15 protein-coding genes are annotated in these 16,045 nt (G+C 66.9%); 12 read left to right on the top strand and 3 right to left on the bottom strand.

Annotated elements, in window-relative coordinates:
* Positions 1–41: 41 nt before the first annotated feature.
* From xdhA to xdhC, 3 genes are read left to right on the top strand one after another with little or no spacing between them, the layout of a single operon-like run.
* Positions 42–1,499 (top strand): xanthine dehydrogenase small subunit, encoded by a 1,458-nt coding sequence (gene xdhA, locus ACFOOQ_RS12225; protein ID WP_379726701.1) that lies wholly within the window; start codon positions 42–44, stop codon positions 1,497–1,499.
* The gene (xdhB, locus tag ACFOOQ_RS12220; protein ID WP_379726698.1) at positions 1,496–3,808 is read left to right on the top strand and encodes a xanthine dehydrogenase molybdopterin binding subunit; all 2,313 of its coding nucleotides are present in this window, start codon (positions 1,496–1,498) and stop codon (positions 3,806–3,808) included. Before xdhA ends, xdhB begins: the two co-directional genes overlap by 4 nt.
* Positions 3,805–4,608, top strand: coding sequence for a xanthine dehydrogenase accessory protein XdhC (gene xdhC / locus ACFOOQ_RS12215; RefSeq protein WP_379726695.1), 804 nt, complete (start codon positions 3,805–3,807; stop codon positions 4,606–4,608). Before xdhB ends, xdhC begins: the two co-directional genes overlap by 4 nt.
* A gap of 3 nt (positions 4,609–4,611) precedes the next feature.
* On the opposite strand, the gene ACFOOQ_RS12210 is transcribed toward xdhC, so the two are convergent.
* The 3 genes from ACFOOQ_RS12210 to ACFOOQ_RS12200 form a co-directional block, all read right to left on the bottom strand.
* Positions 4,612–5,439 carry an alpha/beta fold hydrolase gene (locus tag ACFOOQ_RS12210; RefSeq protein ID WP_379726692.1) on the bottom strand — a complete coding sequence of 276 codons (828 nt, stop codon included), beginning with the start codon at positions 5,437–5,439 and terminating at the stop codon, positions 4,612–4,614.
* A gap of 72 nt (positions 5,440–5,511) precedes the next feature.
* Positions 5,512–6,792 carry a DUF2336 domain-containing protein gene (locus ACFOOQ_RS12205; RefSeq protein ID WP_379726689.1) on the bottom strand — a complete coding sequence of 427 codons (1,281 nt, stop codon included), beginning with the start codon at positions 6,790–6,792 and terminating at the stop codon, positions 5,512–5,514.
* Entirely contained in the window at positions 6,789–8,084 is a 1,296-nt protein-coding gene (locus tag ACFOOQ_RS12200; RefSeq protein ID WP_379726686.1) for a sensor domain-containing diguanylate cyclase, read from the bottom strand. Before ACFOOQ_RS12200 ends, ACFOOQ_RS12205 begins: the two co-directional genes overlap by 4 nt.
* Positions 8,085–8,180: 96 nt before the next feature.
* On the opposite strand from ACFOOQ_RS12200, the gene ACFOOQ_RS12195 reads away from it, so the two are divergent.
* The 9 genes from ACFOOQ_RS12195 (at position 8,181) to ACFOOQ_RS12155 (ending at position 16,033) form a co-directional block, all read left to right on the top strand.
* A complete protein-coding gene (locus tag ACFOOQ_RS12195) occupies positions 8,181–8,918 on the top strand; it encodes a pyrimidine 5'-nucleotidase (RefSeq protein ID WP_379726683.1) in 738 nt (245 codons plus the stop codon).
* A 133-nt stretch (positions 8,919–9,051) separates the two neighbouring features.
* Complete coding sequence (gene dapD, locus ACFOOQ_RS12190; protein WP_379726680.1) at positions 9,052–9,906, top strand: 2,3,4,5-tetrahydropyridine-2,6-dicarboxylate N-succinyltransferase; 855 nt, start codon at positions 9,052–9,054, stop codon at positions 9,904–9,906.
* Between the two features lie 82 nt (positions 9,907–9,988).
* Positions 9,989–10,561 (top strand): response regulator, encoded by a 573-nt coding sequence (locus ACFOOQ_RS12185; RefSeq protein WP_379726677.1) that lies wholly within the window; start codon positions 9,989–9,991, stop codon positions 10,559–10,561.
* Positions 10,562–10,865: 304 nt separating this feature from the next.
* Complete coding sequence (locus tag ACFOOQ_RS12180) at positions 10,866–11,441, top strand: MarR family winged helix-turn-helix transcriptional regulator (protein ID WP_379726674.1); 576 nt, start codon at positions 10,866–10,868, stop codon at positions 11,439–11,441.
* Between the two features lie 2 nt (positions 11,442–11,443).
* Positions 11,444–12,676: an ABC transporter substrate-binding protein gene (locus tag ACFOOQ_RS12175; RefSeq protein WP_379726671.1), complete on the top strand. Its 1,233-nt coding sequence runs from the start codon at positions 11,444–11,446 to the stop codon at positions 12,674–12,676.
* Between the two features lie 40 nt (positions 12,677–12,716).
* Positions 12,717–13,586 (top strand): branched-chain amino acid ABC transporter permease, encoded by an 870-nt coding sequence (locus tag ACFOOQ_RS12170; RefSeq protein ID WP_379726668.1) that lies wholly within the window; start codon positions 12,717–12,719, stop codon positions 13,584–13,586.
* A gap of 13 nt (positions 13,587–13,599) precedes the next feature.
* Positions 13,600–14,601: a branched-chain amino acid ABC transporter permease gene (locus ACFOOQ_RS12165; protein WP_379726665.1), complete on the top strand. Its 1,002-nt coding sequence runs from the start codon at positions 13,600–13,602 to the stop codon at positions 14,599–14,601.
* Positions 14,598–15,329, top strand: a complete 732-nt coding sequence (locus ACFOOQ_RS12160; RefSeq protein ID WP_379726662.1) for an ABC transporter ATP-binding protein — start codon at positions 14,598–14,600, stop codon at positions 15,327–15,329. The genes ACFOOQ_RS12165 and ACFOOQ_RS12160 overlap by 4 nt, the downstream gene beginning before the upstream one ends.
* Positions 15,326–16,033, top strand: a complete 708-nt coding sequence (locus ACFOOQ_RS12155) for an ABC transporter ATP-binding protein (protein ID WP_379726659.1) — start codon at positions 15,326–15,328, stop codon at positions 16,031–16,033. The genes ACFOOQ_RS12160 and ACFOOQ_RS12155 overlap by 4 nt, the downstream gene beginning before the upstream one ends.
* The last annotated feature ends 12 nt before the right edge of the window (positions 16,034–16,045 follow it).

The raw sequence follows: 16,045 nt of genomic DNA, 5'->3' as shown, positions 1-16,045 counted from the left end.
GCGCGGTAGACTGCCGGCTGCAGCCACACCGGAGACAGGCAATGTCCGAACCCGTTCGCTTTGTGTCGCGCGGACAGGTGGTGACGGTGGGACCCGATGTCCCCCACACCATGACGGCCCTGGAGTATCTGCGGCTCCGCCTGCGGCGCACCGGCACCAAGGAAGGCTGCGCCGAGGGCGACTGCGGCGCCTGCACCGTGGTGGTCGCCGAGCTGACCGGCGACAGCCTGCGCTACCGCGCCGTCAATGCCTGCATCCTGTTCGTCCACCAGCTCGACGGCAAAGCCCTGTTCACGGTGGACGATCTCGCCAGTAAAGACGGCGGCCTGCATCCGGTGCAGCAGGCCATGGTCGACAGCCACGCGTCGCAATGCGGCTTCTGCACACCGGGTTTCGTGATGTCGCTGTTCGCCTATTTCCGCGAACACGAACGGGCTGATGCTGAAAGCCTGAAGGACTGCCTGGCCGGCAACCTGTGCCGCTGCACCGGCTATCGCCCGATCCTCGACGCCGGCGAAAGGATGTTTGCAGGCGGGAAAGCCGACCGCTTTGCCGCCGAAGAAGCCGCACTCACGGCGCAGCTCGCCGGCCTGACACGCAGCCGCATGCTGCGGCATTCGACACCGGAGGGCGATTTCCTGGCGCCCGAGACCCCGGAAGAGCTGGCCGAGACGCTAGCCGCTTTGCCGGCCGGCGACAGCTGGATTCTCGCCGGCGGCACCGACGTCGGCCTGTGGGTGACCAAGCAGCAGCGCGTGCCGCGCAGCATCGTCTCGCTCGGTCGCGTCGCCGCGCTGAAACGCATTATCGACCATGGCGAGATGGTCGAGATCGGCGCCGGCGTCACCTACAGCGAGGCGTTTGCCGCCATCGCCGGTCTGCATGCGGATTTCGCCCGCATGGTGCGGCGGCTCGGCTCGGTGCAGATCCGCAATTCCGGTACCATCGGCGGCAATATCGCCAACGGCAGCCCGATCGGCGACAGCATGCCAGCCCTGATCGCTCTCGGCACCACCCTGCACTTGCGCAGCAGCGCCGGCCGCCGTGAGATGCCGCTGGAGGATTTCTTCCTCGCCTACCGCAGGACCGCATTGCAGCCCGGCGAATTCGTCGAGAGCGTCACCGTGCGCAAACCGGGCCCCGACAGCCGCTTTGCCATCTACAAGCTGTCGAAACGCTTCGACCAGGATATCTCCGCCGTGCTGGCGGCCTTCCATGTTGTCCTCGATGACGGCCGTGTAAAAGCGGCGCGGCTGGCTTTCGGCGGCATGGCCGGCGTGCCGGCCCGGGCATTGCGGACCGAAGCCGCGCTGACCAGTCTCGCCTTTATGCCATCGGCCATCGAGCCGGCCGTCGCCGCATTGGCGCAAGATTTCACGCCGATGAGCGACATGCGTGCCTCGGCGGAATATCGCCTGCTGGCGGCGCAGAACCTGCTGCGCAAATTCTGCCTCGAAGTCACGGGCGACGCGAGGATCGGCGTGGAGGCGGCCGAATGACCGCCCTGCCGCATACCAGCAGCGTGCACAAGCCGCTGCCGCACGACAGCGCGGCGAAGCATGTCGCCGGCACCGCCCGCTATATCGACGACCTGCCGGAGCCCGAAGGCCTGCTGCATGCCGCCCTGCATCTGGCCGACCGGGCGCATGCCAAAATCCTGAAGATCGATACGACCAGGGCCCGCGCGCTGGCCGGCGTGCGCGATGTAATCACCGTTGCCGATGTGCCCGGCAACCCCGATATTGCCGCCGTGGTCGGCCCCGAACCGGTATTGGCGCAGGGCACCGTCGAGTTCCACGGCCAGCCGGTTGCTGCCGTGCTGGCTGATACGCTGCAGATCGCCCGCCGGGCCGCCCGCCTGATCGCGGTCGACTACGAGGACCTGCCGGCAATCCTTGATCTGGCTGACGCCGTCGAACAGAACTCCCTGCTGCTGCCGCCGCTCGGGCTGAAGCGCGGCGATGCCGCCGCCGCCATCTCCCAGGCGCCGCATCGTCTGCGGGGCGAGCTACACCTCGGCGGTCAGGATCATTTCTACCTCGAGGGCCAGGTCAGCCTGGCCGAACCGCGCGAGGACGGCGACATGATGGTGCGCTGCTCGACGCAGCACCCTTCCGAAGTGCAGAAGATGGTCGCCCGTGTGCTCGACCGGCCGCTCAATGCCGTCACCGTCGAATGCCGGCGCATGGGCGGCGGCTTCGGCGGCAAGGAAACCCAGGCGGCGCAGTTCGCCTGCATCGCCGCCGTCTTCGTTGCCCGTAACAGCCGGCCGGTCAAGCTGCGGCTCGACCGCGACGAGGACATGATCGCCACCGGCAAGCGCCACGACTTCCTCTCGCGCTACGACGTCGGCTTCGATGACGACGGCCGCATCTTCGGCTACGAAGTGACGCTGGCCGGTCGCGGCGGCTGGACGGCGGACCTGACCGGCGCGGTGGTCGACCGCGCTGTCTTTCATGCCGATTCCAGCTACTGGCTGTCGAACGTCACCATCACCGGCCTGTGCTGCAAGACCCATACAGTCTCGAACACCGCTTTCCGCGGCTTCGGCGGCCCGCAGGGCATGGCGACCACCGAATATGTGATCGACGAGATCGCGCGCCATCTCGGCCGCGATCCACTGGAGATCCGTCTGGTCAATCTCTATGGCAAAGCCGAGCGCAACGTCACGCCGTATTTCCAGACGATCAGGGACAACATCCTGCCCGAGCTGCTCGACGAACTGCTGGCGTCGAGCGATTACAAGCGCCGACGGGAGGAAATCGCCGCCTTCAATGCCGGCAGCCCGCATCTCAAGAAGGGCCTGGCGCTGACGCCGGTGAAATTCGGCATCTCGTTCACCACGAGCTTTCTCAACCAGGCCGGCGCCCTGGTGCTGGTCTATGAGGATGGCACCGTGCAGCTCAACCACGGCGGCACCGAGATGGGCCAGGGCCTTTATGTGAAGGTCGCCCAGGTGGTGGCCGAGACGCTCGGCATCGGGCTCGATGCCATCCGCATCACCGCAACCCGCACTGACAAGGTGCCCAACACCTCGGCAACCGCGGCTTCCGCCGGCGCCGATCTCAACGGCAAGGCCGCCGAAAACGCGGCGCTTACCATCCGCGGCCGGCTGGCCGCCGTTGCCGCGGAAGCCTTCGGCGTGCCGGCAGACAAGGTTGCATTCCGTGACGGCAATGTCAGCGGCGGCGGCAAGGCACTGCCGTTCGCAGACCTCGTACATAAGGCCTATCTCGCCCGCGTGCCGCTCTGGGCCTCGGGCTTCTATGCGACGCCGGATATTCATTTCGACCGCGCCGCCGGCCGCGGCAATCCCTTCTACTATTTCGCCTATGGCGTGGCGGCGACCGAGGTACTGGTCGATTGCCTGACCGGTGAATACCGTTTCACCCGCGCCGACCTGCTGCATGACTGCGGATCGTCGCTCAACCCGGCCATCGACCTTGGCCAGGTCGAGGGTGCCTATCTGCAGGGGCTCGGCTGGCTGACCACGGAGGAATTGTGGTGGGACGACAAAGGCCGGCTGCGCACCCATGCGCCCAGCACCTACAAGATCCCGACCGCCCGCGACCTGCCAGGGGATTTCCGTGTGAAGCTGGTCGCCGGCCGCGCCAATCCGGCCGCGACTGTGTTCCGCTCCAAGGCAGTCGGCGAACCACCCTTCATGCTGGCGATCTCGGCCTGGCTGGCGCTGAAGGATGCCGTCGCGGCCGCCGCCGGCATCACCGCGGTGCATCTCGATGCCCCGGCGACGCCGGAACGCGTGCTGCTGGCCATCGCGGCGGCCAAGCAAAAGGTGGGCAAATGAGTGCTGGCTGGCTCAATGCGCTGAGCGACCTTGAAGTGCGCGGCATTCCGGCCGTGCTGGTGACCGTGGCCGCCACCGATGGCTCGGCGCCGCGCGAGGCCGGCACCAAGATGGTGGTGACGGCCACTGAGAGCTTCGCCACCATCGGCGGCGGCACGCTGGAATTCCGTGCCATCGAAATCGCCCGCCAGATGCTGGCCGGCAGACAGGGCCCGGTGTTGCGCAAATTCCCGCTCGGCCCCGCGCTCGGGCAATGCTGCGGCGGCCATGTCACCCTGTTGTTCGAACCGCAGCGGCCGGACCTGTTCACCGTCGCGCTGTTCGGCGCCGGCCACGTCGGCAAAGCGGTCGTGCAGGTGCTGTCGGCCCTGCCGTGTCGCATCCGCTGGTTCGACCCGCGACCCGATGCCTTCCCCGACCATGTGCCGCCCGGCGTCGAGGTCGAGGTGACCAACGCGCCGGAACGCGAAGTCGCCGGCCTGCCCGACGATGCCTGGCTGCTGATCATGACCCACAGCCATGCCGTCGATCTCGGCATTACCGCAAAGGCCCTGCAGGAAGACCGCTTTGCCTACATCGGCCTGATCGGCTCGGCGACCAAGCGGGCGCGTTTCGAGAAACGCTGCCGCGAGCTGGGCTTAAGCGATGCGCAGCTGGCAAAACTCGTCTGCCCGATCGGAATCGATGGCGTCAACGGCAAGCATCCGGGCGAGATCGCCATCGCCGCCGCCGCGCAGATCCTGCGCCTGCGCGAGAGCCGCCGCCAGGTGCTGCGCGTCGTCGACGACAGCGCCGCGTAAACATCAGCCCTTGAAAGCGTTCTGCAGAAAATCGCCGAGCAGGGCGTTATAGGCATCCGCATGGGTGTAGAAGGGCGCATGACCGCTGCCGGCGATAAAATGCGGCCGGCCGCGCCACAGATTGCCGTAGACCGGTACTGACAGGTAATCGTTGTTCACGAAGGGCTCATCGGCACCGTTGATCACCGCAAGCGGGCCGCTGAAGCGCTCGACCGCTTCCTTCTGATCGACGCCGAGGCCCTGCATGAAGCCCTCGATCACCCGCTGGCGCGCCCGGCCATCGGTGCGGCGCACCGCACGATAGATGAAATCTCCCTCGGTCACGTCATCGCCAGCGCCAGCACGTGCATAGGCCAACGCTTCGGCGTCGGTGAAATCCCGCTGCCCGGTCAGTGCCATATGCGGCGTCGGCTTGAAGCACATCGCGAGCGCATCGGGCGATTTCGGCGCCGGCGGCGTACCGGTGATCACCAGGGCCCGCGGCGCCGGCGTCAGCGCCGTCATCTCGATGGCGATATGGCCGCCGAGCGACCAGCCGACCAGGGCATAGTCGGCAATGCCAAGTGCCGCAAGCACCTCGCCGGCCATCTGCGCATAGCCCGGCACCGTATAGCTGCCCTGCGGATCAGCCGCATCGGTCGAAGCGCCGTGCCCCGGCAGATCAAGCGCCAGCAGGCGATAATCCTGTGCCAGCGGCGAAGCGAACTGGCGGCCGAAGATTTCCGACGAAGCCGAATTGCCGTGGATCAGCAACACGACCGGGCCTTTGCCGCCGCTGTCCTGCACGGCGATCTCGGCATGGCTGGTGGGAATGCGCAGCATCTCGGGCATGACCATAATCTCCTGTGGCAGGGGCAGTCAGCCTAGGCCGGCCAGGCCGTATCGGACCAGCCTTCCCTTGCGTCAGAGGCCGAGAATCCTGAGCTGCTCTTCCAACTCGGCCTTGCCGATCGGGTAATCCGTGCCGTTGCGGGCATTCAGCATCATGCGCGGTGGCACCTTGGCGATGTCGCGCTGGATCATCACCGCCGTACGCATGGAAAATTTGGCGCGCCAGACCAGCGCCGTGACCAGGCGACCGTTGCGCGCCTCAATCGCCTTCTGGATCACCGACAGCGGAATCCGGCCGTTCTGGATCAGGGACTGCAGCACGAAATTGCGCTCGTTTTTCTCAATCGCCTCCTGCACGACATCATTGTCGAGCTTGTTCGCCTTGATCAGCTTTTTCACCTTCTCCTCGGCCTCGGCCATGGAATTCGGCTCGTCCTTGGCCTCTTTCGCTGCCTTCGCCTTGTCTTCCGCCGCTTTCGGCTCCTCGGCGGCCTCAAGCTTCACATCGAGGCGCTGTTCCATCACCTGACGCACTTCGGCCAGGGCATCGGCCGGCAGATCCTTGCGTCCGGCCAGCCGCTGCAGCAGCGAGGCGGCGACAAAGCCGGCGATCCGCTTGGCCGCCTTGCCCGGCAGGTTCGGCCGCTGCACCAGCGGTTCATGCCATGGCTCGTGGCTTGGCGCCGCATCAAGGATAAGATCAAGCGTCTCCTCGCGGATCTGTGCCGAATCGTTGGCCAGCAGGGCAGCCACCGCCGAGACGTCGCGGGTGGCAACGATCACTTCCGAGACGCCGGCCGACAGGCCGACGCGCTTGGCGATCGCCGACAGCGCACCCGACTGCGCCGAGGCGGCGACGATCTCGCGCAGGTCGTCGTCGGTCAGCAGCGGCGAGAACTGCAGCACCGGCGCCGAGACGATCAGTTCGACATCCTGCGCCAGCTGCCTGATCACGTGGTGCGGCACGTTGTCGGCGTATTTCAGCCCTTCCGACAGCGCGGCACGGATGCGCGTCAGTTCGTCGCGCGCCAGCAGTTCCAGCGTCTGGATGGCATATTCGCGGGCCTTGCCGGCTTCCTCGTCGGACAGGCCGGGCAGCAGGCGGGCCAGTTTCTCCGCCAGCCGTTCACGCACCGTACCGGATGCATCGTTGGCCAGCAGCAGATGAGCCTGGGCCGGCGTCGCCTCGTTCTCGACGATGGCGCGACGCACCTCCTCGGCTTCGTCGACGGCGAGGAAATACAGAATCTCCGGCTGCATGTCGGCGCGCCGGGCCAGTTCCAGGCGCACCGCCGGATCCGGCGATGCCGCGAGCGCCTTGGCCTTTTCGTAGTCGATACCGCTGTCGGTCACTTCACAGCCTCGTCATCCGGCAGCGGCGCAATGAAACTGCGGCCCTTGCCACCCTTCTTGGCCGTGTACATGGCCTCGTCGGCCCGGGCAATCAAGCCCTCGGCGCCCTCCGCCGCGGCCAGGCAGGAAAAGACAATGCCGATGGAGAACCCGAGCGGGAAACCCGGCGCCCCGTATTCCCGATCCAGTTCGCGGGCTGCCTCATGCAGGCGGGCGGCAATCGATTCGGCGCTTTCGCGGCCGGTTTCTTCGAGCCAGACCAGAAACTCGTCGCCGCCTATCCGCGAGGCGAGGTCGACCACGCGCAGGGTCTTGCGCACCGCGACCGCAACCCCCTTCAGGACCTCGTCGCCGGCCTGGTGACCGTGCACATCGTTGACCTTCTTGAAATTGTCGAGGTCGAAATAGATCAGCGTGCCGCGCAGGCGATTACGCCGGTGGCGGACCAGCCGCTTGTCCAGTTCCTCGAGAAAGGCGCGCCGGTTGAGCAGGCCGGTCAGACCGTCGGTATTGGCCAGCGTGTTGAGCTGCTTGTGGGCGCGCCGCAGCGCATCGACGCGGGCGCGCGCATCGGTGACATCGCGCGCCACCCCGCGCGCGCCGCCCCAGGCGCCCGCCGCATCGCGCACCGGCAGGCAGGACACCTCGAAGCAGCCGACACTGCCATCCTTGCGGACGAGGAAGATCTCGACGTCGTCGAGCGGCTGCTGCGCCTCGAACGGCAGCAGGCTGGGCGCCGGCGTCTCCGGGCTGTCCGCCGCCATCAGCTCGCGGGCCGGCCGGCCCTCCAGCTCGCGGGCGGTGAAGCCGAGCGCGCCGCGCGGCGAGACAAAGCCGAGGCGACCATCGGCCTTGGTCTCCCAGGCGAAATCGGTCGAGCAGGTGACCAGATCCTTGAACAGCTGGCGCGACTGCATCAGGGCCTGAATCAGGTTGCGTTCCAGCGTCGCATCGCGGCCAAGCAGCAGCAGCCGACGATCCTGCCGACTGGCCGCGCCCCCGACGGGGAGCAAGGTGACCTGCACGGCCGCACCGCCGCGCGGACCCGGTACATCGGCGCGCTCCTGCCGCGCACCGCCCTGGTCGAGCGCGGTATCGATGGCGGCTGCCAATGCCGGCAGCAGGCCCTGCCCCAGCGCATCGAGCAGCGGCCGGGCCGCATCGTTAGCCAGCAGGATCTGGCCTTGGCCATCCAGCAAGGCGGCCGGCCCCGGAAACACCGGGACCAGCAGATCCGGGGCGAACTGCAATGACGCCGCCGCCACGTCCGATGCGATTCCTGACTGGGACACGCCGCCCGTTTCCTCCCGCCGGCTTCTGCGATACGGGCCGCCGGCAACGGCCCCGATGCTCGCCATATTAGACAGAAGCCTTTATGCTGCGAAACCGTGATCTCGCCAGCCCTTTCCGCCCGCTCCACCACCCAGTCAAGCTCACTGGCCGGCCCGCTGTCCGGCCCGGCGCTTGCCGCCGCCGAGACCTGGGTATTCGACCTCGACAACACGCTGTACCCGGCCGACTGCAACCTGTTCGCGCAGATGGACCGGCGCATGGGCGAATTCATCGCCCGGCAGTTCGAGGTCGACTATGACGAGGCGAAACGCCGGCAGAAGGGCTTCTTCCAGAGCCACGGCACCACGCTGCGCGGCCTGATGGTCGAGCATGGCCTCGACCCTGCCGCCTTCCTCGATTACGTGCACGACATCGACCTGAACGTCGTGCAGGCCCAGCCCCTGCTCGGCGCTGCGCTCGACCGTCTGCCCGGCCGCAAGGTGGTTTTCACCAACGGCACCGTCGCCCACGCCGAACGCGTGCTGAACCGGCTGGGCATCGCCGACCGCTTCGAGACGCTGTTCGACATCGTCGCTTCCGACTACCTGCCCAAGCCGCGCGAGGAGCCTTACCGCAAGCTGCTGGGCAACCACCGCATCCGGCCGGAAGGCGCCGTCATGGTGGAAGACATGGCGCGCAATCTGGTGCCGGCGGCCGCCCTCGGCATGACCACCGTCTGGGTGCCCACCGCGGCCGAATGGTCGAAGCCCGACCGGCCGGACGATACCGCCCATATCCACCATACCGCGCCGGACCTGACCGTCTTCCTGGCCGGCCTGACGGCCGCCGGCTGACCGCTCTCCCGGCCCTGCCTCCGGGCACCGGCCGGTTGACTTGGAGGCAGTGGCGGCTATTGTCTCGCGGTTTTTCCGTGCCGGGACTACCCGGCCCCGCACCTGAATCACCGCCCGAATCGAGGATTTCACCATGACCGATGCTTCGCTCGTCACGCAGCTCCAGCCCGTCATCGATGCCGCCTGGGATGCCCGCGACACGGTCAATGTGCAGACCAAGGGCGAGGTGCGCGACGCGGTCGACGCCACCCTTGAGGCGCTCGACAGCGGCAAGCTGCGGGTCGCCGAGAAGATCGACGGCGCCTGGACCGTGCGCCAGTGGGCCAAGAAGGCCGTGCTGCTGAGCTTCCGGCTGACCGACAACATGCTGATCTCGGATGCGCCGGGCGGCGCCCATTGGTTCGACAAGGTGCCGTCGAAATTTGCCGGCTGGAGCGAGCAGCGTTTCCGCGGCGCCGGCTTCCGCGCCGTGCCGGGCGCCGTGGTGCGCCGGGCCGCCTATATCGCGCCGGGCGTCGTGCTGATGCCGAGCTTCGTCAACCTCGGCGCCTATGTCGACAGCGGCACCATGGTCGATACCTGGGCCACCGTCGGCTCCTGCGCCCAGATCGGCAGGAACGTGCATCTGTCGGGCGGCGCCGGCATCGGCGGCGTGCTCGAGCCGCTGCAGGCCAATCCAGTAGTCATCGAAGATAACTGCTTCATCGGCGCCCGCGCCGAGGTGGCCGAGGGCGTGATCGTCGAGGAAGGTGCCGTGCTGTCTATGGGCGTCTATCTCGGCGCTTCGACCAAGATCGTCGACCGCGCCACCGGCGAGGTCTTCCAGGGCCGCGTGCCGGCCTACTCGGTGGTGGTTTCCGGCACCATGCCCGGCAAGCCGCTGCCGAACGGCCAGCCCGGCCCGTCGCTCTATTGCGCAGTGATCGTCAAGCGGGTCGACGCCCAGACCCGCTCGAAGACCTCGATCAACGAACTGCTGCGCGACTGACGCGCGCAGCCGGGATCAACGAACTGCGGCGCAACGTTTCCTTAACCGGCCTGACGCAGACTGGCGGCAAAGCGCTGCTGCCATGTCGAAATCAAACCGCGTCGATCCTGCCGTCTTTCGCCGTGCCTCCATCCTGGTGGCCGAGGGCGACCGCGCGCTGCGTCGGGCGCTGCGCGACGTGCTGCTCGGCATGGGCTTCCCCACCATCTATGTCTCCGGCACCCAGGCCGATACGCTGCGCCAGATCGGCGAGCGCGAGCCGAGCGTCATCCTGCTCGACAACAGCCTGCCCGGCGGCAACGGCCTGGCGCTGACCCGACGCCTGCGCCAGCATGGCGGCATGTACAGCCAGAGCCCGATCGTGCTGATGATCGCCGCCCCCGATGTTGGCCTGGTCGCCGCGGCACGCGATGCCGGGGTGAACGAGATCGTCGTCAAGCCGGTCTCGATGGAGGCCCTGGTGCTGCGCCTGATGCACGTCCTGAAGGCGCCGCGCCCGTTCATCCGCAGCACCGGTTTTGTCGGGCCGGACCGCCGGCGGCTTGGCGAGCGCCGCACCGGCGAGCGCCGCAATCACCCGGCTGGCGGCCTGCGGCAGGAGCGCCGCCAGCGGCCCAGCCGCCGCACCGGTCACGACCGCCGCCATTCGGCGTAAAATCACAATCCTGAAAGAAAAAAGGCCGGACGAGGGCGGGGAGCCGTTCCGGCCGGGCCCCCATTGTTTCATGATGCCGGGCGCCAAGTGCCCGAATGCTAGCGGCCTGCCATGACTCCGGTATGACAGACCCGCCCACGACAGAGCCGCCAGAGCATTTTTGTATACTTGCATAACAATTATGAACCGCTACAATCCACCCAACGACAAAGGCGCAAGAGCCAGCCGGGCAGCCACGCTGCCCCGCACCGGGAGGAACAGGGTCAGGTCGATGGCGCCCGCCGCGCAATCCGCGACTGCCGCAATGCAGCCTGCCGCCGCCGATCCGGCCGCGCAGGTCGACTATGCCAGCCTGCCCGACCATGTCGGCTATCTGCTGCGCCTTGCCCAGCTGCGCGTGTGGGAGGATTTCTATGCCAGGCTCAGCGCCACCGGCATCACCCCGTCGCTCTATTCGGCGCTGGTGCTGATCGAGCGCAATCCCGGCCTGCAGCAGAGCCGGCTCGGCGAGGCCCTCGGTGTCGCCCGTTCCGGCGCCATGACCATGGTCGACCGGCTGGAGCGCCAGGGCCTGGTGGAGCGCCGGCCGGCGCCGCATGACCGCCGCGCCTATGGCCTGTTCCTGACCGCCGACGGCCGCCGCCGCATGCCGGAGATCGTCGCCATGGTCCAGCAGCACGACCGCCAGATCAATGCCGTCCTCAGCGCGACGGAGCATCGCACGCTGATGACCCTGCTGAAGAAATTCGTTGCCGCGCCGGCGCAGCGCGGCAACAGCCTTCCCGCCATGGAAGGCGATCCGACAGTATCGCGCCAGAAGCGATCCGGCAGCCGCACACCGCGGACCGGACGCCGCCAATCAAAACCGAGGGAGGAATAACCATGACGCGCAAGATCAACCGCCGCCAGTTTGCCGCCGGCGCCGTTGCCGGTTCCGCACTGCTGGCCGGCAGTGCCCCGTTCAGCATCGTGCGGGCCCAGAGCAAGAAGCTGAAAATCGGCGTGCTGCTGCCGAAATCCGGCTTCGAGGCCCAGCTCGGCATCGCCTGCCAGCGCGGCATCGACATCACCCAGAAGATGCTGCCGTCCTTCGGCCTGCCGGGCGATTTCGAGATCATGAACGCCGATACGGAGTCGAGCGTCGATGTCGCCCGCAGCCGCGCCGAAAAGCTGGTCAACGAGGGTGCCAATGTCCTGGTCGGCGCCTTCGATTCCGGCCAGTCGGCCGCCATCGCCCAGGTTGCCGAGCAGAAGGGCGTGCCCTACGTGATCAACATCGCCGCGGCGCCGCAGATCACCGAGCAGGGCTACAAATACGTCTTCCGCAACTTCCCGACCGCGCCGATGCTGGTGCGCAACGGCCTGACCCTGATGAAGTCGGTGTTCGAACGCAGCGGCATCACGCCCAAGACCGCCGTGCTGATGCACATCAACGATACCTTCGGGCAGGCGATGCAGAAGGGCATTTCGGCGATGCTGCCGGGCCTGAACATGCCCTTCCAGGTGGTCGAGACGATCTCCTACGACCCGCAGGCCAAGGATCTCTCGGTCGAGGTGGCCAAGGCCAAGGCGACCGGCGCCGATCTGGTGATGCCGGTTACCCGCATCAATGACGCCATCCTGCTGGTGCGCGAGATGGTCAAGCAGCGCTGGGAGCCGAAGATCGTGATGAGCCCGGGCGCGCCAGGCTTCTACGAGAACCAGTTCTACAAGACGCTGGGCAAATACTCAAACTACATGATCACCAACGTGCCGTGGTACAACCCGCGCTCGGTGGTCACCCAGAAGGTGCTGGACGAGTTCACCAAGCACTACAAGAACGAGATGTTCGAGCTCAATGTCGGCTTCTCCTTCGAGGCGGTGATGATTGCGGTCGATGCCTTTGCCCGCGCCAAGTCGACCGACGGCAAGGCGCTGGCCGATGCGCTGCGCAGCACCAACATCAAGGACCACATCATGGCCGGCGGCCCGATCACCTTCGACGCCAAGGGCCAGAACCCCAACATCATCTCGGTCACGCTGCAGAATCTCGACCAACGCCCGAAGGTGGTGCTGCCGCTCGACATCGCCGAGGACAACCTGACCCTGCCGATGCCGGGCTGGAGCAAGCGGTAAACCTTGACCCGACCATGCGCACCACACCAGATGACCGATCATGCCCGTTGAACTGATTGCCAATGTCGCCGTGCAGGGGGTGCTGACCGGGCTGGTCTACGGCCTGATGGCCCTCGGCCTGTCGGTCATTTTCGGGGTGGTGCGCGTGGTCAATTTTGCCCATGGCGAGATGATGACGATGGCGTCCTATGCCGCCATCGTCGCCTTCACCGCCTGGAATATCGATCCCCTGGTGGCGATGATCCCGATTGCCATCTTGATGTTCGCCGTCGGCTATATGATGCAGGCCCTGCTGATCAACCCGTTTATCAACCGCCCCGAGCACAGCCAGTTCATCCTGCTGGCCGCCGTCGCCATCATCATGGTCAACGGCCTGCTGATGATCTTCGGTCCTGATTCGCGCAACGTGCTGGTCGATTACGCCCTCGACTCGATCCAGATCGGACCGCTGCTGGTTGACAAGGTGCGCGTGATCACGGCGGTGGTGGCATTGCTGATCACCACCGGCCTGTTCGCCTTTTTCCGCCTCAGCCATACCGGCAAGGCGATCCGCGCCTGCGCCGACAACCACCTCGGCGCCCTGGTGATCGGCCTGAACGTCAAGCATCTCTATGCGCTGACCTTCGGCATTGGCGCCGCCTGTGTCGGCGCCGCCGGCGCCATGGTCACCCTCCTGATCGACACCACGCCGGTGATCGGGCCGAGCTTCACCCTGCAGGCCTTTGTCATCGTCATCATCGGCGGGCTGGGCTCGATGCCGGGCGCCCTGCTCGGCGGTGTGCTGATCGGCCTGACCGAAGCCCTGGCCGGCCTGTTTTTCGATCCATCGGCGAAGACCATGTTCGGCGTCGCCATCCTGATTCTGGTTCTGCTGTTCCGGCCGCAGGGCCTGCTGGGACGCCGGGTTTAATGGGGTCCTGGGTATGATTTCACGTCTGACCGATGGCGTGCCGCGGCGCGCGCTGGTGCTGCTCGGCCTGCTGCTGGCGGCCCTGCTGATCGCCCCGCTGGTGGTGAATGCCTATATCCTGTCGATCCTGATCCTGGTGCTGTATTTCGCCTATACCGGCCAGGCCTGGAACGTGATGATGGGCTTCGCCGGCCAGCTCAGCCTCGGCCATTCGCTCTATGTCGGGGTCGGCGCCTATGCCGCCGCCGCCGTCTATGTGCATTACGGCGTGGGCCCCTGGGCCGGCGCCTGGATTGCGGTACTGGCCTCGATGGCCTGCGGGCTGTTCGTCGGCTTCCTCGCCTTCCGCTTCGGCATCGGCGGCGTCTATTTCGCGCTGCTGACCATCGCGTTTGCCGAATTCACCCGGGTCGGCTTTGACCATTTCCCCTGGGTGAACGGCTCCGGCGGCCTGTTCCTGCCGGTCAAGCAGTATGGCGAGAACGACCTCGCCAACCTACGCGGCACGCCGGTGATGTTCTACTACGTGCTGCTGGCGGCAACCGCGCTCGCCTTCCTGTTCTGCCGCTGGCTGCTGACCGGCCGCATCGGCTATTACTGGCTGGCGATCCGCGAGGAACCCGAGGCCGCGCAGACACTCGGCATCGACGTGTTCCGCTACCGCATGATCGCCGTGGCGATCTCGTCCGGCATGGCGGCGCTCAGCGGCGTGTTCTATGCCTTCTACTACAACAACCTGTTCCCCGAGCAGATCTTCAGCATGAGCCGCTCGATCGAGCTGATCATCGGCCCGATCATCGGTGGCATCGGCTCGCTGTTCGGCCCGATCCTCGGTGCCGCCGTTCTGACCGTGCTGGCCGAGGGCCTCAGCAACGCCATGGGCGCGCTGGGCTACGACCTGCCCGGCGTGAAACAGGTCTTCTACGGCATCTGCCTGGCCGCCGTGATCATCTATCTGCCACACGGCATCTGGCCGCCGCTGCGCCGCCGGCTCGGGCTGGAGAGAAAGCCATGAGCGGCAGCGATCTGCTCGTCGTCGACGGCATCTCGAAAAGCTTCCGTGGCCTGCGCGCCGTGACCAGGGCCAGCCTTGCAGTGCCCGAGGGCGGCATCGTTAGCCTGATCGGCCCGAACGGCGCCGGCAAGACCACCTGCTTCAACATGATCGCCGGCGTGTTCCGTCCCGATGAAGGCAGCATCAGCTTCGCCGGCCGCCGCATCGACGGCTTGCGGCCCGACCGCATCTGCCATGCCGGCATCGGCCGCACTTTTCAGATCGTCAAGCCGTTCAAGGAACTGAGCGCCCTCGACAACGTCATCGTCGGCGCCCTGCGCGCCGAACCCGACGTGCGCAGCGCCCGGAAGAAGGCGGAAGCCGTGCTCGACCGGCTCGGCATGCTGGACAAGCGCGCCCAGCCGGCGGCGCAGCTGACCCTGCCGGAGCGCAAGCGCCTCGAAGTCGCCCGCGCGCTGGCCACCGAGCCGCGCCTGCTCCTGCTCGACGAGGTGATGGCCGGCCTGCGCCCGACCGAGACCGACCAGATGGTTGCGGTATTCCGCGAACTGAACCGCCAGGGTGTCACCATCCTGCTGATCGAGCATGTCATGCGCGCGGTGATGGCGCTGTCGCAGCAGGTCGTCGTGCTGCATTACGGCGAGGTGATCGCGAGCGGCACGCCCGACCAGGTGGTGCGCGACCCGGCGGTGCTGGAATGCTATCTCGGCGAGGAGGCCGAGCTATGAGCCTCAGCCTCGAAGCCGTCGATGTCTTCTACGGCGATGCCCAGGCGCTGGACGGCGTCTCGCTCGCGGTGCCCGAAGGCGCCATCGTCGCCATCATCGGCGCCAATGGCGCCGGCAAGTCGACCCTGATCCGCACCATCGCCGGCATCGAGACGCCGCGGCGCGGCGAGATCCGCTGGCGTGGCCAGGCAATCACCGGGCTGCCGAGCCACAAGGTGTGCAACCTCGGCATCGGCCAGGTCGCCGAGGGCCGGCAGATCTTCCCGACCCTGACGGTGCTGGAAAACCTGCAGATGGGCGCCATGCTGCCGCGCGCCCGCAGCAAAGAGAAAGCCACGCTGGACGAGGTCTTCGGCCTGTTCCCGCGGCTGGCCGAACGCCGTGGCCAGACCGCCGGCACCATGTCGGGCGGCGAGCAGCAGATGCTGGCGATCGGCCGCTGCCTGATGGGCCAGCCGGAGCTGATCATGTTCGACGAGCCCTCGCTCGGCCTCGCGCCGGCCGTCGTGCAGGAGGTCTTCCGCATCATCCGGCTGCTGCACCAGCGCGGCATGACCGTGGTGCTGGTCGAACAGAATGTCGCCATGTCGCTGAAACTGGCCGACCATGCCTATGTGCTGGAAAACGGCCGCATCGCCATGGACGGCAGCGGCCAGGCCCTGCTGCATGACGACCGGGTGCGACAGGCCTATCTGGGCCTGTAAATAATAAAAGGC

The sequence above is a fragment of the Ferrovibrio xuzhouensis genome (assembly GCF_042648965.1).
GTDB classification, from domain to species: Bacteria; Pseudomonadota; Alphaproteobacteria; order Ferrovibrionales; family Ferrovibrionaceae; genus Ferrovibrio; species Ferrovibrio xuzhouensis.
The sequence above is the reverse complement of the archived record's forward strand: the minus strand, read 5'-3'. Positions and strand labels throughout refer to the sequence as shown.

Excerpts from the sequence above, each read along its gene's own strand:
- ACFOOQ_RS12180 (WP_379726674.1), top strand. The coding sequence starts at position 10,866 with ATGCAGCCTGCCGCCGCCGATCCGGCCGCGCAGGTCGACTATGCCAGC.
- ACFOOQ_RS12175 (WP_379726671.1), top strand. The coding sequence starts at position 11,444 with ATGACGCGCAAGATCAACCGCCGCCAGTTTGCCGCCGGCGCCGTTGCC.
- ACFOOQ_RS12155 (WP_379726659.1), top strand. The coding sequence starts at position 15,326 with ATGAGCCTCAGCCTCGAAGCCGTCGATGTCTTCTACGGCGATGCCCAG.
- ACFOOQ_RS12185 (WP_379726677.1), top strand. The coding sequence starts at position 9,989 with ATGTCGAAATCAAACCGCGTCGATCCTGCCGTCTTTCGCCGTGCCTCC.
- xdhC (WP_379726695.1), top strand. The coding sequence starts at position 3,805 with ATGAGTGCTGGCTGGCTCAATGCGCTGAGCGACCTTGAAGTGCGCGGC.
- ACFOOQ_RS12170 (WP_379726668.1), top strand. The coding sequence starts at position 12,717 with ATGCCCGTTGAACTGATTGCCAATGTCGCCGTGCAGGGGGTGCTGACC.
- xdhA (WP_379726701.1), top strand. The coding sequence starts at position 42 with ATGTCCGAACCCGTTCGCTTTGTGTCGCGCGGACAGGTGGTGACGGTG.
- ACFOOQ_RS12210 (WP_379726692.1), bottom strand. The coding sequence starts at position 5,439 with ATGCCCGAGATGCTGCGCATTCCCACCAGCCATGCCGAGATCGCCGTG.
- xdhB (WP_379726698.1), top strand. The coding sequence starts at position 1,496 with ATGACCGCCCTGCCGCATACCAGCAGCGTGCACAAGCCGCTGCCGCAC.
- ACFOOQ_RS12160 (WP_379726662.1), top strand. The coding sequence starts at position 14,598 with ATGAGCGGCAGCGATCTGCTCGTCGTCGACGGCATCTCGAAAAGCTTC.
- dapD (WP_379726680.1), top strand. The coding sequence starts at position 9,052 with ATGACCGATGCTTCGCTCGTCACGCAGCTCCAGCCCGTCATCGATGCC.
- ACFOOQ_RS12165 (WP_379726665.1), top strand. The coding sequence starts at position 13,600 with ATGATTTCACGTCTGACCGATGGCGTGCCGCGGCGCGCGCTGGTGCTG.